Genomic DNA, 15,474 nt, shown 5'->3' with positions numbered 1-15,474 from the left:
GAAAAAAAGCGTCGCCTGGGCGGCGCTTTGTTTTTTGTGGCGCAGATCCCGTTTCATCGTACTGAAAGATCATGGACAAGCGCTGTCCAAGGTTCCACACTGGAGCACCTCCGATCTCATCAGACAGTTATTCAGAGTGAACTCATGAAGCAACTGACCATTCTTGGCTCGACCGGCTCGGTAGGGACCAGCACCCTGGCCGTGGTCAGGGCGAATCCCGAGCGTTTTGCGATCAAAGCGCTGGTGGCCGGCCGCAACGTCGCGGTTATGGCGCAGCAATGCATCGAATTCCGGCCCGCCTTCGCCGCGATGGCGGATGAAAGCGCCGCCCGCGAGCTGCGCGCCATTCTGGCGGAAAACGGCGTCGCTACCGAGGTATTGGCCGGGGAGCAAGCGGCCTGCGAACTGGCGGCTTTGGACGACGTCGATCAAGTGACGGCGGCCATCGTTGGCGCTGCGGGGCTGTTGCCGACGCTGGCGGCGATCCGCGCAGGCAAGCAGGTGCTGCTGGCCAACAAAGAGTCGCTGGTCACCTGCGGCCGCCTGTTTATGGACGCGGTGCGGCAAAGCCAGGCGCAACTGCTGCCGCTCGACAGCGAGCACAACGCGATTTTTCAGAGTTTGCCTGAGAGTATTCAGCGCCAGTTGGGATACTCTTCACTGGACAGTCATGGTGTTTCGCGCATCGTACTTACCGGCTCCGGCGGCCCGTTCCGCACCACGCCGCTGGAACAGTTCGCCGCGATGACGCCGGATCAAGCCTGCGCCCACCCGAACTGGTCGATGGGGCGCAAGATCTCGGTGGATTCCGCCACCATGATGAACAAAGGTCTGGAATACATTGAGGCCCGCTGGCTGTTTAACGCCTCGGCCGAGCAAATGGAAGTGATCCTGCACCCGCAGTCGGTGATTCACTCGATGGTGCGCTATGCCGACGGCAGCGTGCTGGCGCAGCTGGGTACGCCGGATATGCGCACGCCGATCGCCCACGCGATGGCGTATCCGCAGCGCGTGAACTCCGGCGTGGAAGCGCTGGACTTCTGCCGCATCGGTTCGCTGACCTTCGCTGAACCGGAACGCGAGCGTTATCCTTGCCTGTATTTGGCGATCGAAGCGTTCGAGGCTGGCCAGGCGGCGACCACCGCGCTGAACGCGGCCAACGAAATCGCCGTGGCGGCATTTTTGCAGCAGCAGATTCGTTTCACCGACATTGCGGTGGTCAACCGCCAGGTGGTGGAGCGTCTCGCGCTGCAGGAACCGACCTGCATCGAAGCGGTCTTAGACATTGACCGCCAGGCGCGCGCCGCCGCCGAGGAACGCGTTCGCGCGTTGTGCGGCTGATCACGGCGATTATCCGATTTTGCTCGTAATTCGCGCGTGCCGCCGCGGGGCCGTTTGTTCATGCCCCGCTGAGGTGGTATAGTCTGCGCCACCTGTCAGCGGTTATACCGTTGAATTATGGCTCGATTGGCGCCTTGTGCGCCAATGGCGACCCGGCTGCGTCGGGTATCGCGAGGGCAGGCTGAAAGCCGTGTCGGGCACACGGCTTTTTTTGCGCGTAAGGGTCTGATGTTCCGGAAAGGCAGTTATATTTCTATTGAGGAAATAAGTACGAGTTATGTCGTCCGCAAACCAACAAGAGGCTAATCCATCTTCCCCGGGGCCGCGCCATGTCGCCATTATCATGGACGGTAACGGACGCTGGGCCAAACGTCAGGGCAAGTTACGTGTCTTCGGTCATAAAGCAGGGGTGAAATCGGTTCGCCGCGCGGTCAGTTTTGCCGCCAGCCACCATTTAGATGCACTCACGCTTTATGCCTTCAGCAGCGAAAACTGGAACCGTCCGGTGCAGGAAGTCTCCGCCCTGATGGAGCTTTTTGTCCGCGCTTTGGATAGTGAAGTAAAAAGCCTGCATAAACATAACGTCAGGTTGCGGGTAATCGGCGATATCAGCCGGTTCAGCGCGCGTTTGCAGGAGCGGATCCGCCGCTCTGAAACACTGACGGAAAATAACGATGGCCTGACGCTCAATATCGCTGCCAACTACGGCGGCCGTTGGGATATCATTCAGGGAGTAAGGGAACTGGCCGAGCAGGTACGGGGCGGGGAGTTGCACCCGGATCAGATCAGCGAGGAATTATTGAGCGAACGGGTTTGCATGAGCGACCTGGCGCCGGTGGATCTGGTTATCCGCACCGGTGGCGAGCATCGCATCAGTAACTTCCTGCTGTGGCAAATCGCCTATGCTGAACTTTACTTTACTGATGTGCTCTGGCCTGATTTCGATGAACTTGTCTTTGAAGGTGCGCTGAATGCATTTGCACAACGTGAGCGCCGCTTCGGGGGAACAACACCTATCGGCGCCGATGCGTCCTAGGGAGAACTTTTGCTGAAGTATCGCCTCATAACTGCTCTGATTTTAATCCCGATCGTTATCGCGGCGCTGTTCCTGTTGCCGCCGCTGGCCTTTGCTCTGGTAACGCTCGTCGTGTGCATGTTAGCAGCCTGGGAGTGGGGCCAACTGGCCGGTTTTACCTCCCGTTCGCAGCGCATCTGGCTGGCGATACTGTGCGGTTTTCTGCTGGCGCTGATGATGCTCAGCGTTCCCGCCTACCATCAATCCGTGCCGCAGGTAAGCGGCTCGCTGTGGCTATCGCTGGCCTGGTGGCTGGCGGCGCTGCTGCTGGTGCTGTTTTACCCCGGCTCGGCCGCCATCTGGCGCAATTCGCGCCCGCTGCGCCTGCTGTTTGGCCTGCTGACCATCGTGCCGTTCTTCTGGGGCATGCTGGCGCTGCGCCAGTTCGGCTATGAGCAAAACCCGTTTACCGGCGCCTGGTGGCTGCTGTACGTGATGCTGCTGGTGTGGGGCGCGGATTCCGGTGCCTATATGTTCGGCAAGCTGTTCGGCAAGCATAAGCTGGCGCCGAAGGTCTCGCCGGGTAAAACCTGGGAAGGGTTGATCGGCGGGCTGCTGACATCGGCGGTCATTTCCTGGCTGTTCGGCCGCTACGCGCCGCTGAACGTGGTGCCGACCACGCTGTTGGCCTGTTCGGTGATCGCCGCGCTGGCTTCGGTGCTGGGCGATTTGACCGAAAGCATGTTCAAACGCGAAGCGGGCATCAAGGACAGCGGTCATTTGATTCCCGGCCACGGCGGCATACTGGATCGTATCGACAGCCTGACCGCGGCGGTGCCGGTGTTTGCCTGCCTGATGCTGTTGGTGTTTTAATCCGTCAATGACGGAAAGTGAGGGATGATGGTCAGCGTGCTTTGGAACCTGGTGGCGTTTCTGATTGCGCTCGGTATTTTGATTACCGTGCACGAGTTCGGACACTTTTGGGTTGCCCGTCGTTGCGGCGTGCGCGTTGAACGCTTCTCCATCGGCTTCGGCCGGGCGCTGTGGCGCCGCACCGATCGCCAGGGCACCGAGTACGTCATCGCTTTGATTCCGCTCGGTGGCTACGTGAAGATGCTGGACGAGCGCGTGGAGTCGGTGGCGCCGGAAATGCGCCATCAGGCCTTTAACAACAAAACCGTCTGGCAGCGCGCGGCCATCATCAGCGCCGGCCCCATCGCCAACTTCCTGTTTGCTATCCTTGCCTATTGGCTGGTGTTCATCATCGGCGTGCCGAGTTTCCGCCCGGTGATCGGCGAAATCGCGCCGCAATCCATCGCCGCCAAGGCCGAAATTTCGTCTGGCATGGAACTAAAGTCGGTTGACGGCATCGAAACGCCTGATTGGGAGTCAGTTCGTCTGGCGCTGGTGGCGAAGATTGGCGATGCGCAAACCGAAGTCGGCGTCGCGCCGTTCGGTTCTTCGCAGGTGGTGACCAAAACCCTGGATTTGCGCCAGTGGAACTTTGAACCGGACAAGCAGGATCCCGTTGTCGCGCTGGGCATTATGCCGCGCGGCCCGCAGATCGAATCCGTGTTGGCGGAAGTACAGCCTAACTCGGCGGCGCAAAAGGCGGGTTTACAAGCGGGGGACAGGATCGTTAAAGTCGATGGTCAGCCGTTGGGTCGTTGGCAGACGCTGGTGAAGCGTATCCACGATGGCCCGGGGCAACCGCTGGCTTTGGAGATTGAAAGAAACGGCGCCCCCTTGTCTTTGACGCTGATACCGGATACAAAGCCGGTGGGAAAAGACAAATCGGTGGGGTTTGCAGGCATCATTCCAAAAGTGCTGCCGCTGCCGGACGAGTATAAAACGATTCGCCAGTATGGACCGTTCCCGGCGCTGTATCAGGCCGGCGACAAGACCTGGCAGCTGATGCGGCTGACGGTCAACATGCTGGGCAAATTAATAACCGGTGATGTAAAGCTGAACAACCTGAGTGGCCCGATCTCGATTGCACAGGGAGCTGGGGCGTCAGCCGGAGTCGGGTTCGTGTATTATCTGATGTTCCTGGCGTTGATTAGCGTCAACCTGGGTATCATCAACCTGTTCCCATTACCGGTGTTAGATGGTGGGCATCTCCTCTTCCTGGCGATAGAAAAGCTGAAGGGTGGGCCGGTTTCCGAGCGAGTACAGGACTACAGCTACCGCATAGGTTCGATCGTGCTGGTGTTGTTGATGGGTCTTGCACTTTTCAATGATTTTTCCCGCCTCTAGGGGCGGGGATAGGTTAGGAAGAACGCATAACAACGATGGCGATGAAAAAGTTGCTCATAGCGTCGCTGCTGTTTGGCAGCGCCACCGTATACGGTGCAGACGGGTTCGTAGTGAAAGACATTCATTTCGAAGGCCTGCAGCGAGTCGCCGTCGGTGCGGCGTTACTCAACATGCCGGTTCGCGTCGGCGATACCGTCACTGACGATGACATCAGTAATACCATCCGTGCCTTGTTTGCCACCGGCAACTTCGAGGACGTGCGCGTGCTGCGCGATGGTAATACCTTGATCGTTCAGGTGAAGGAACGTCCTACCATCGCCAGCATCACTTTCTCCGGCAACAAGTCGGTGAAGGATGACATGCTCAAGCAGAACCTGGAAGCCTCCGGCGTCCGGGTGGGCGAGGCGCTCGACCGCACCACGATCTCCAGCATTGAAAAAGGGCTGGAAGACTTCTACTACAGCGTCGGTAAATACAGCGCCTCGGTGAAAGCCGTAGTCACGCCGTTGCCGCGCAACCGTGTCGACCTGAAGCTGGTGTTCACGGAAGGGGTCTCCGCCAAGATTCAACAAATCAACATCGTCGGCAACCATGCCTTCACCAACGACGAACTGATCTCACGCTTCCAACTGCGTGACGAAGTGCCATGGTGGAACCTGGTCGGCGATCGCAAATACCAGAAGCAAAAACTGGCGGGCGATCTCGAAACCCTGCGCAGCTTCTATCTGGATCGCGGCTATGCTCGCTTCAACATCGATTCTACCCAGGTGAGCCTGACGCCGGATAAAAAAGGCATCTACATCACCATCAACATCACCGAAGGCGAGCAGTACAAGCTTTCCGATGTTGTCGTGAACGGCAATCTGGCCGGCCACTCGGCGGAAGTCGCTCAGATCACCAAAATCGAGCCAGGCGAGCTGTACAACGGCAGCAAGGTGACCAAAATGGAAGACAACATCAAAACGATGTTGGGCCGTTATGGTTACGCCTACCCGCGCGTTGGCACTCAGCCTGAGATCAACGACGCGGATAAAACCGTCAAACTGCACGTCAACGTTGACGCGGGCAACCGCTTCTACGTGCGTCGCATCAAGTTCGAAGGCAACGACACCAGCAAGGATTCCGTACTGCGTCGCGAAATGCGCCAGATGGAAGGCGCCTGGCTCGGCAACGAGCAGGTCGAGCAGGGCAAAGAGCGTCTGAACCGTCTGGGCTACTTCGAAACGGTTGACGTGGAAACCCAGCGCGTGCCGGGCACCGCCGATCAGGTCGATGTGACCTACAAGGTGAAAGAACGCAACACCGGTACCTTCAACTTCGGCGTCGGTTACGGCACCGAGAGCGGCGTCAGCTTCCAGGCGGGCGTGCAGCAGGATAACTGGTTGGGGACCGGGTACTCGGTCGGCATCAGCGGCACCAAGAACGACTATCAGACCTATACCGAACTGTCGGTCACCAACCCGTACTTCACCGTTGACGGTGTGAGCCTGGGCGGCCGCATCTTCTACAACGACTTTAAGGCGGATGACGCGGATCTGTCGGACTATACCAACAAGAGTTACGGTATCGACGGCACGCTGGGCTTCCCGATCAACGAAAACAACTCGTTGCGTACCGGCCTGGGCTACGTCCACAACGGCCTGTCGAACATGCAGCCGCAGATCGCCATGTGGCGTTACCTCGACTCGATGGGCGTGGATGCGAATAAAACCGACCGCGCCAGCTACTCGACCGACGACTTTACGCTGAACCTGGGCTGGACCTACAACAACCTGGACCGCGGCTACTTCCCGACCTCGGGTAACCGCACCACGTTGAACGGCAAGGTCACCATTCCGGGCTCGGACAACGAATACTACAAGGTGACGTTGGACAGCGTACAGTACGTGCCGATCAACGACGATCGCACCTGGGTGCTGTTGGGCCGTGGCCGTCTGGGGTACGCGGATGGGTTGGGCGGCAAGGAAATGCCGTTCTACGAGAACTTCTACGCCGGTGGTTCGAGCACCGTGCGCGGCTTCCAGTCCAACACCATTGGTCCGAAGGCGGTGTACTACAACTCCAACTCGTACCAGTGTCAGTTCAACGCCGGCAGCACGACCTCGCGTCAGAGCATCTGTAGCTCGGATGACGCGGTGGGCGGTAACGCCATGGCGGTCGCCAGCCTGGAGCTGATCACCCCGACGCCGTTCATCAGCGAGAAATACGCCAACTCGGTGCGGACCTCGCTGTTCATCGATGCCGGTACCGTGTGGGATACCAAGTGGAAGAATACCGACGAAACGCTGATGTACGGCGTGCCGGACTACAGCAAGGCCAGCAATATTCGTTCTTCCGCCGGTATCGCGCTGCAGTGGATGTCGCCATTGGGGCCATTGGTGTTCTCTTACGCCAACCCGATCAAGAAATACGAAGGCGACAAGTCCGAACAGTTCCAGTTTAACATCGGTAAGACCTGGTAACGGGTCTCGCCTCTGGGCATAACAGTTATTAAGAATCGCAATGGCCAGGCGCCCGCCGGCAGAGGGAGATGATTCTCATTGTTTGGTGGGACAAGTCTGGCAAATTGTGTACTTCAGTGTCATATGACACAAATGGGTGATGGTAAGGAGTTTATAGTGAAAAAGTGGTTGTGTGCCGCAGGCCTCGGTTTAGCAATGGCTGCTTCAGCTGGCGTTCAGGCAGCAGATAAGATCGCTGTCGTTAACGTCTCCAGCATTTTCCAACAGCTGCCGGCCCGCGAAGCGGTCGCTAAACAGCTGGAAAACGAGTTTAAAGGCCGTGCAAGCGAACTCCAGAACATGGAACGTAGCCTGCAGACCAAAATGCAACGTCTGCAGCGTGACGGCGCTACCATGAAAGCCAGCGACCGCAGCAAGTTGGAAAAAGACGTGATGGCGCAACGCGAGCAGTTCTCTCAGAAAGCCCAGGCTTTCGAGCAGGACAACCGCCGTCGCCAGATGGAAGAACGTAACAAGATCCTGAGCCGCATTCAGGACGCGGTGAAATCTGTCGCCAGCAAAGGCGGTTATGACGTGGTGATCGACGCCAACGCCGTTGCCTATGCAGACTCTTCCAAAGATATCACTGCTGACGTGCTGAAACAGGTTAAATAACACATGCTTTCAATTCGACTGGCTGATTTAGCGCAGCAGTTGGATGCACAATTGCACGGTGATGGCGATCTCGTCATCACCGGCATTGCTTCTATGCATTCGGCACAGCCTGGCCAAATCACGTTTTTGTCAAACAGCCGCTATCAAGAGCAGCTGTCTTCCTGCCAGGCAAGCGCCGTGGTGCTTACCGAAGCGGATTTACCACACTGCCGTGCTGCGGCGCTGGTGGTTAAAAACCCTTATCTGACCTACGCGCGCATGGCGCAACTGATGGACACTACGCCGGCACCGGCGCAGGATATCGCGCCAAGCGCGGTGATCTCGCCTGAAGCGCAGCTGGGGCAGAACGTCGCCATTGGGGCGAACGCGGTGATTGAGTCGGGTGCGGTGCTTGGCGATAACGTGGTTATCGGCCCGGGTTGCTTCATCGGTAAACACGCACGCATCGGCGCGGGAACGCGTCTGTGGGCGAATGTCACAATTTATCATGCGGTTGAAATCGGCCAGCGCTGCCTGATCCAGTCCGGCACCGTGATCGGCGCGGACGGTTTCGGCTATGCGAACGAGCGCGGCGAATGGATCAAAATCCCTCAGTTGGGCACGGTGATTATCGGCGATCGCGTCGAAATCGGCGCTTGCACCACCATTGACCGCGGCGCTTTGGATAACACCCAAATCGGGAATGGTGTTATCATCGACAACCAATGTCAGATTGCACATAACGTCGTGATTGGCGACAATACCGCCGTCGCTGGCGGTGTGATCATGGCTGGCAGCCTGAAAATCGGCCGCTACTGCCAGATCGGCGGTGCCAGCGTGATCAACGGTCACATGGAGATTGCCGACAAGGTTGTTGTTACCGGAATGGGAATGGTTATGCGACCAATCACCGAACCTGGGGTATACTCTTCGGGCATTCCGTTGCAGCCTAACAAGGTTTGGCGTAAAACCGCTGCGTTGGTGATGAATATCGATGAGATCAGCAAGCGCTTGAAAGCTGTCGAACGTAAAGTCGGAAAAGACTAATCATTGCCGCCCGCCCTGGCGGGTACAAAACGAAACGCGTTGGTCGTGAGACCAAAAGCGCAAAGAGATGTTAATTTGCGGCCTGCATGATGATCTCCTTTTGGGGTCAGCGCAGGCCGTGTTGTTGATGCCATCAGTTTTTAGAGACAGGAAGAGTATTTTGACTACTGACACTCATACTCTGGATATTGCAGAAATTTTGGATCTGCTTCCTCACCGTTACCCGTTCTTGCTGGTCGACCGCGTCCTCGAGTTTGAAGAGCACAAATATCTGCGTGCGGTGAAGAACGTATCGGTGAATGAACCGTTTTTCCAGGGCCATTTCCCTGGCAAACCGATTTTCCCAGGCGTATTGATCCTGGAAGCCATGGCGCAGGCCACCGGTATCCTGGCGTTTAAAAGCGTCGGCAAACTGGAGCCGGGCGAGCTGTATTACTTCGCCGGTATCGACGAAGCACGCTTCAAGCGCCCTGTGGTGCCAGGCGATCAGATGGTCATGGAAGTCACCTTCGAGAAAACGCGCCGCGGTCTGACTCGCTTCAAAGGCGTGGCGACCGTTGACGGTAAAATTGTCTGCGAAGCAACCATGATGTGTGCCCGCAGCCGGGAGGCTTAATCCGTGATTGACCAAACCGCCTTTATCCATCCTAGCGCGATAGTCGAAGAAGGCGCCGTGATCGGCGCCAACGTGCATATCGGCCCTTTCTGCTACGTCGGCTCTCAGGTGGAAATCGGCGCCGGCACGGTGCTGAAATCCCACGTGGTGGTGAATGGCATTACCAAGATTGGCTGCGATAATCAGATTTATCAGTTCGCCTCTATCGGCGAAGTGAATCAGGATCTGAAATACGCGGGCGAACCGACGCGCGTTGAAGTGGGCGATCGCAACCGCATCCGCGAAAGCGTGACCATTCATCGCGGCACCGCGCAGGGTACCGGCCTGACTAAAGTGGGCAACGACAACCTGCTGATGGTCAACGTGCACGTCGCCCACGATTGCGTGGTTGGCAATGCTTGCGTGCTGGCCAACAACGCCACGCTGGCGGGGCATGTGGAAATCGATGATCACGCCATCATCGGCGGCATGACGGCGATCCACCAGTTCTGCATTATCGGCGCGCATGTGATGGTAGGCGGTTGTTCCGGTGTCGCTCAGGACGTGCCTCCTTTCGTCATCGCTCAGGGCAACCACGCTACGCCGTTCGGCGTCAACGCGGTCGGCCTGAAGCGCCGCGGTTTTGACAAGGATGAAATGCAGGCAATCCGCAACGCCTACAAAATCCTGTATCGCAGCGAGAAAACGCTGGATGAAGCGAAAGCGGAAATCGAAGCCCTGGCCAAAGAACAGCCGGTGGTGCAGCAATACCTCGATTTCTTCACCCGTTCCACCCGTGGCATCATTCGCTGAGTTATGTCGAATCGTCCATTGACTATCGGACTGGTCGCCGGAGAAACCTCCGGTGACATTCTCGGGGCCGGCTTGATCCGTGCGCTCAAGGCGCAGATCCCCGACGCGCGTTTCGTAGGCGTTGCCGGCCCGTTGATGCAGGCCGAAGGCTGCGAAGCCTGGTACGAAATGGAAGAGCTGGCGGTCATGGGCGTGGTGGAAGTGCTCGAGCGTTTGCCACGCCTGTTGAAGATCCGCAAGGATCTTACCCGCCGCTTCGGTGAGCTGCGGCCGGACGTGTTTGTCGGCATCGACGCGCCGGACTTCAACATCACGCTGGAAGGCCGCCTCAAGCAGCGCGGTATCCGCACCATCCACTACGTCAGCCCTTCCGTGTGGGCCTGGCGGCAAAAGCGCGTTTTCAAAATAGGCAAAGCCACCGATCTGGTGCTGGCCTTTCTCCCTTTCGAAAAAGCGTTTTACGATCGTTTCAACGTGCCTTGCCGGTTTATTGGCCACACCATGGCGGACGCCATGCCGTTGCAGCCCGACCGGCTGGCGGCGCGCGCTCAGCTTGGCATCGCTCCGCAGGCGCGCTGTCTGGCCTTGCTGCCGGGTAGCCGCGGCGCCGAAGTCGAGATGCTGAGCGCCGATTTCCTCAAAACCGCGCAGCTGCTGCGCACCCGTTATCCCGAGCTGGAAGTGGTGGTGCCGCTGGTCAACGCCAAACGGCGCGAGCAGTTTGAGCGCATCAAGGCCGAGGTTGCGCCGGATTTGACCGTACACCTGCTGAATGGGCAGGGGCGCGAAGCGATGATCGCCAGCGACGCGGCGCTGCTGGCATCCGGTACGGCGGCGCTGGAGTGCATGCTGGCCAAGTGCCCGATGGTGGTGGGCTATCGCATGAAACCGTTCACTTTCTGGCTGGCGCAGAAGCTGGTAAAAACGCCTTACGTTTCGCTGCCGAATCTGCTGGCGGGGCGCGAGATCGTCACCGAGCTGTTGCAGCATGACTGCGTGCCGGACAAACTGGCCGCCGCCGTGATGCCGCTGCTGGAAGAGAGCCCGGAAACCGAAGCGTTGAAACACACTTTCCTTACCTTGCACCAAAGCATCCGTTGCGGTGCGGACGAACAGGCCGCTCAGGCTGTGTTGGAGCTGGCGAAAGCATGATTGAACCCTTTATCTATCCCGCTGCCACGCTGATTGCCGGTGTGGACGAAGTGGGCCGCGGCCCGTTGGTCGGCGCGGTGGTCACCGCCGCCGTGATCCTCGATCCGGCGCAGCCGATCGTCGGTCTGGCGGACTCCAAGAAACTCAGTGAAAAACGCCGCCTGGCGCTGTATGACGAAATCGTCGCCAAGGCGCTCTCCTGGAGCCTGGGGCGCGCCGAACCGGCGGAAATCGACCAACTGAACATTTTGCACGCCACCATGTTGGCGATGCAGCGCGCGGTGGCCGGGTTGCATATCGCGCCGGACATGGTTTTAATCGACGGTAACCGTTGCCCGAGCTTGCCGATGCGTTCGCAGGCGGTGGTGAAGGGCGATAGCCGCGTGGCGGAGATCAGCGCGGCGTCCATTCTGGCGAAGGTCACGCGCGATCGCGAAATGGCCGAGTTGGACAGCGAGTACCCGGACTACGGTTTCGCGCAGCATAAAGGCTACCCGACCGCCTTCCACCTGGAGCGGCTGGCCGCGCTGGGCGCCACCGAGCATCATCGTCGCAGCTTCGCGCCGGTGAAAAGAGCGCTGGCGCTGTAGCCTGCGAGCCTGACCGGCTCGACGATAGCATTAACCCGGGCTCAGCACGCTGAGCCCCTTCAATCAGGTATCTGGAGATGGCCGAACCTCGTTTTATTCACCTGCGCGTCCACAGTGACTACTCCATGATTGATGGATTGGCCAAGACGGCGCCGCTGGTGAAAAGAGCCGCCGCGTTAGCCATGCCTGCACTGGCAATCACCGATTTCACCAACCTGTGCGGGCTGGTGAAATTCTACGGCAGCGCGCACGGCGCCGGGATCAAACCGATCATCGGCGCGGATTTCCATGTGCAAAGCGAAGAGCTGGGCGATGAACTGGCTCAGTTGACGGTGCTGGCCAGCAACAACGAAGGCTACCAGAACCTGACGCTGCTGATTTCCCGCGCCTATCAGCGTGGCTACGGCGCCGCCGGCCCGACCATCGATCGCGACTGGCTGATTGAACATCGCGAAGGGCTGATCCTGCTCTCCGGTGCGCGTCAGGGCGACGTCGGCAAGTTTCTGCTGCGCGGCAACCAGGCGCAGGTGGATCAGTGTCTTGATTTCTACCAGCAGCATTTCCCGGACTGTTACTATCTGGAACTGATCCGCACCGGCCGTCAGGACGAAGAGAACTACCTGCATGCGGCGGTGGCGCTGGCCACTGAGCGCGGCTTGCCGGTGGTGGCCACCAACGACGTGCGCTTCCTGGTGGAAGATGACTTCGACGCCCATGAGATTCGCGTCGCCATTCACGACGGCTTTACGCTGGACGATCCCAAGCGGCCGCGTAACTACAGCCCGCAACAGTACATGCGCAGCGAAGACGAGATGTGCGAACTGTTCGCCGACATCCCGGAAGCGCTGCTGAACAGCGTCGAAATCGCCAAGCGCTGCAACGTCACCATTCGCCTCGGCGAATACTTCCTGCCGCAGTTCCCGACCGGCGATATGAGCACCGAGGACTTCCTGGTGCTCAAATCGAAAGAGGGGCTGGAAGAGCGTCTGGAGTTCCTGTTCCCCGATCCTGAAGTGCGCGCGCAGCGCCGCCCGGAATATGACGAGCGTCTGGACGTAGAGCTGAAGGTGATCAACCAGATGGGCTTCCCCGGCTACTTCCTGATCGTGATGGAGTTTATCCAGTGGTCGAAGGACAACAACGTGCCGGTGGGCCCGGGGCGCGGCTCCGGCGCCGGTTCGCTGGTGGCCTATGCGTTGAAAATCACCGACCTCGATCCGCTGGAGTTCGATCTGCTGTTCGAACGCTTCCTGAACCCGGAACGTGTCTCAATGCCCGACTTCGACGTCGACTTCTGCATGGAGAAGCGTGACCAGGTGATCGAGCACGTGGCGGAGATGTACGGCCGCGAAGCGGTATCGCAGATCATCACCTTCGGCACCATGGCGGCGAAAGCGGTTATCCGCGACGTGGGCCGCGTGCTGGGGCACCCGTACGGCTTCGTCGATCGCATTTCCAAGCTGGTGCCGCCGGATCCGGGCATGACGCTGGAGAAAGCCTTCGCCGCCGAACCGCAGCTGCCGGAAATTTACGAGGCCGACGAAGAGGTCAAGGCGCTGATCGACATGGCGCGCAAGCTGGAAGGGGTGACGCGTAACGCCGGTAAACACGCCGGGGGCGTGGTGATCGCGCCGACCAAGATCACCGACTTCGCGCCGCTGTACTGCGATGCCGAAGGGAACCACCCGGTGACCCAGTTCGACAAGAACGACGTGGAATACGCCGGGCTGGTGAAGTTCGACTTCCTCGGTCTGCGCACCCTGACCATCATCGACTGGGCGCTGGAGATGATCAACGCCCGGCGCGCCAAGACCGGGCTGGAACCGATCGACATCGCCGCCATCCCGCTCGATGACAAGAAAAGTTTCGACATGCTGCAGCGCTCGGAAACCACGGCGGTGTTCCAGCTTGAATCGCGCGGCATGAAAGATTTGATCAAACGTCTGAAGCCCGACTGCTTCGAAGACATGATCGCACTGGTGGCGCTATTCCGTCCGGGGCCGCTGCAGTCGGGCATGGTGGATAACTTCATCGACCGCAAACACGGCCGTGAAGAGATCTCCTACCCGGACATTCAGTGGCAGCACGAGTCGCTCAAGCCGGTGCTGGAGCCGACCTACGGCATCATCCTGTATCAGGAACAGGTGATGCAGATTGCCCAGGTGCTGGCCGGTTATACGCTGGGCGGAGCGGACATGCTGCGCCGTGCGATGGGTAAAAAGAACCCGGTCGAAATGGCCAAGCAGCGCGGCGGCTTTGAAGACGGCGCCAAAGCGCGCGGCATCGACGGCGAACTGTCGGTGAAAATCTTCGACCTGGTGGAGAAATTCGCCGGTTATGGCTTCAACAAATCGCACTCCGCCGCCTATGCGCTGGTGTCGTACCAGACGCTGTGGCTGAAGGCCCACTACCCGGCCGAGTTTATGGCGGCGGTGATGACCGCCGATATGGACAACACCGACAAAGTGGTGGGTCTGGTGGACGAATGCTGGCGCATGGGGCTGAAGATCCTGCCGCCGGACATCAACAGCGGCCTGTATCACTTCCACGTCAACGACGACGGCGAGATCGTTTACGGCATCGGCGCCATCAAGGGCGTAGGGGAAGGGCCAATCGAGGCGATCATCGAGGCGCGCAACAGCGGCGAACAAGGTTACTTCAAAGACCTGTTCGATCTCTGCGCGCGCTCCGACATCAAGAAACTGAACCGCCGCATTCTGGAAAAACTGATCATGTCCGGGGCGTTCGATCGCCTTGGGCCGCACCGCGCCGCGCTGATGAATTCGCTCGGCGACGCGTTGAAAGCGGCGGATCAGCATGCGAAAGCCGAAGCTATTGGCCAGGTGGATATGTTTGGCGTGCTGGCGGAAGCGCCGGAGCAGGTGGAGCAATCCTACGCCAATATCGCGCCCTGGCCGGAGCAGGTGGTGCTGGACGGTGAACGGGAGACGCTGGGGCTGTACCTGACCGGCCACCCGATCACCCAGTACCTGAAGGAGATCGAACGTTACGCCGGTGGCCAGCGTTTGAAAGACATGCACCCGACGGATCGGGGCAAAATGACTACCGCCGTCGGGTTGGTGGTCGCCGCGCGGGTGATGGTGACCAAGCGCGGCAACCGCATTGGCATCTGCACGCTGGATGACCGTTCGGGCCGTCTGGAAGTGATGTTATTCACCGAAGCGTTAGAAAAATACCAGCATTTGTTGGAAAAAGACCGTATCCTTATCGCCAGTGGACAGGTCAGCTTTGATGACTTTAGCGGCGGGCTTAAAATGATGGCCCGCGAGGTAATGGACATCAGTGAAGCCCGGGAAAAATACGCTCGCGGGCTTGCTATCTCGCTGACTGACAGGCAAATTGATGACCAGCTTTTGAACCGTCTCCGTCAGTCGTTGGAACCCCATCGCTCGGGGACGATTCCAGTGCATCTCTACTATCAACGGGAAGATGCGCGAGCCAAGCTGCGTTTTGGCGCAACCTGGCGCGTGACGCCCACCGACCGCTTGTTGATCGACTTGCGGACGTTGGTAGGCAATGAGCAGGTGGACTTGGAATTTGACTAAAATA

At 58.9% G+C, this 15,474-nt stretch carries 12 protein-coding genes; all 12 read left to right on the top strand.

Features of this window, described 5'->3' with window-relative positions; genetic code table 11:
- Nucleotides 1–144 precede the first annotated feature (144 nt).
- The 12 genes from ispC (at nucleotide 145) to dnaE (ending at nucleotide 15,470) form a co-directional block, all read left to right on the top strand.
- Nucleotides 145–1,341 (top strand): 1-deoxy-D-xylulose-5-phosphate reductoisomerase, encoded by a 1,197-nt coding sequence (gene ispC, locus ACJ8OK_RS16960; protein WP_060560112.1) that lies wholly within the window; start codon nucleotides 145–147, stop codon nucleotides 1,339–1,341.
- 277 nt (nucleotides 1,342–1,618) lie between these two features.
- Complete coding sequence (gene ispU, locus ACJ8OK_RS16955) at nucleotides 1,619–2,377, top strand: (2E,6E)-farnesyl-diphosphate-specific ditrans,polycis-undecaprenyl-diphosphate synthase (protein ID WP_033632249.1); 759 nt, start codon at nucleotides 1,619–1,621, stop codon at nucleotides 2,375–2,377.
- Between the two features lie 9 nt (nucleotides 2,378–2,386).
- Nucleotides 2,387–3,229, top strand: a complete 843-nt coding sequence (gene cdsA, locus ACJ8OK_RS16950; protein ID WP_004931949.1) for a phosphatidate cytidylyltransferase — start codon at nucleotides 2,387–2,389, stop codon at nucleotides 3,227–3,229.
- A gap of 27 nt (nucleotides 3,230–3,256) precedes the next feature.
- A complete protein-coding gene (gene rseP, locus ACJ8OK_RS16945; RefSeq protein WP_004931952.1) occupies nucleotides 3,257–4,612 on the top strand; it encodes a sigma E protease regulator RseP in 1,356 nt (451 codons plus the stop codon).
- 35 nt (nucleotides 4,613–4,647) lie between these two features.
- Nucleotides 4,648–7,074 carry an outer membrane protein assembly factor BamA gene (bamA, locus tag ACJ8OK_RS16940; RefSeq protein WP_004931955.1) on the top strand — a complete coding sequence of 809 codons (2,427 nt, stop codon included), beginning with the start codon at nucleotides 4,648–4,650 and terminating at the stop codon, nucleotides 7,072–7,074.
- A 156-nt stretch (nucleotides 7,075–7,230) separates the two neighbouring features.
- A complete protein-coding gene (gene skp / locus ACJ8OK_RS16935; protein ID WP_004931958.1) occupies nucleotides 7,231–7,728 on the top strand; it encodes a molecular chaperone Skp in 498 nt (165 codons plus the stop codon).
- A 3-nt stretch (nucleotides 7,729–7,731) separates the two neighbouring features.
- Nucleotides 7,732–8,754 (top strand): UDP-3-O-(3-hydroxymyristoyl)glucosamine N-acyltransferase, encoded by a 1,023-nt coding sequence (gene lpxD, locus ACJ8OK_RS16930; protein WP_004931959.1) that lies wholly within the window; start codon nucleotides 7,732–7,734, stop codon nucleotides 8,752–8,754.
- A 160-nt stretch (nucleotides 8,755–8,914) separates the two neighbouring features.
- Nucleotides 8,915–9,370, top strand: a complete 456-nt coding sequence (gene fabZ / locus ACJ8OK_RS16925) for a 3-hydroxyacyl-ACP dehydratase FabZ (protein ID WP_004931962.1) — start codon at nucleotides 8,915–8,917, stop codon at nucleotides 9,368–9,370.
- 3 nt (nucleotides 9,371–9,373) lie between these two features.
- Nucleotides 9,374–10,162, top strand: a complete 789-nt coding sequence (gene lpxA / locus ACJ8OK_RS16920; protein ID WP_004931964.1) for an acyl-ACP--UDP-N-acetylglucosamine O-acyltransferase — start codon at nucleotides 9,374–9,376, stop codon at nucleotides 10,160–10,162.
- Between the two features lie 3 nt (nucleotides 10,163–10,165).
- On the top strand, nucleotides 10,166–11,314 hold the full coding sequence (gene lpxB / locus ACJ8OK_RS16915; RefSeq protein ID WP_033632250.1) for a lipid-A-disaccharide synthase: 1,149 nt from the start codon (nucleotides 10,166–10,168) through the stop codon (nucleotides 11,312–11,314).
- The gene (rnhB, locus tag ACJ8OK_RS16910) at nucleotides 11,311–11,904 is read left to right on the top strand and encodes a ribonuclease HII (protein ID WP_015378890.1); all 594 of its coding nucleotides are present in this window, start codon (nucleotides 11,311–11,313) and stop codon (nucleotides 11,902–11,904) included. The genes lpxB and rnhB overlap by 4 nt, the downstream gene beginning before the upstream one ends.
- 77 nt (nucleotides 11,905–11,981) lie before the next feature.
- Nucleotides 11,982–15,470 carry a DNA polymerase III subunit alpha gene (gene dnaE, locus ACJ8OK_RS16905; RefSeq protein WP_004931970.1) on the top strand — a complete coding sequence of 1,163 codons (3,489 nt, stop codon included), beginning with the start codon at nucleotides 11,982–11,984 and terminating at the stop codon, nucleotides 15,468–15,470.
- The last annotated feature ends 4 nt before the right edge of the window (nucleotides 15,471–15,474 follow it).

Source organism: Serratia sp. CY71090 (genome assembly GCF_052166845.1).
Taxonomy (GTDB): Bacteria; Pseudomonadota; Gammaproteobacteria; order Enterobacterales; family Enterobacteriaceae; genus Serratia; species Serratia nematodiphila.
This window is presented reverse-complemented; position numbering and strand designations above follow the sequence as displayed.

Excerpts from the sequence above, each read along its gene's own strand:
- ispC (WP_060560112.1), top strand. The coding sequence starts at position 145 with ATGAAGCAACTGACCATTCTTGGCTCGACCGGCTCGGTAGGGACCAGC.
- ispU (WP_033632249.1), top strand. The coding sequence starts at position 1,619 with ATGTCGTCCGCAAACCAACAAGAGGCTAATCCATCTTCCCCGGGGCCG.
- rseP (WP_004931952.1), top strand. The coding sequence starts at position 3,257 with ATGGTCAGCGTGCTTTGGAACCTGGTGGCGTTTCTGATTGCGCTCGGT.
- bamA (WP_004931955.1), top strand. The coding sequence starts at position 4,648 with ATGGCGATGAAAAAGTTGCTCATAGCGTCGCTGCTGTTTGGCAGCGCC.
- lpxD (WP_004931959.1), top strand. The coding sequence starts at position 7,732 with ATGCTTTCAATTCGACTGGCTGATTTAGCGCAGCAGTTGGATGCACAA.
- lpxB (WP_033632250.1), top strand. The coding sequence starts at position 10,166 with ATGTCGAATCGTCCATTGACTATCGGACTGGTCGCCGGAGAAACCTCC.
- rnhB (WP_015378890.1), top strand. The coding sequence starts at position 11,311 with ATGATTGAACCCTTTATCTATCCCGCTGCCACGCTGATTGCCGGTGTG.
- dnaE (WP_004931970.1), top strand. The coding sequence starts at position 11,982 with ATGGCCGAACCTCGTTTTATTCACCTGCGCGTCCACAGTGACTACTCC.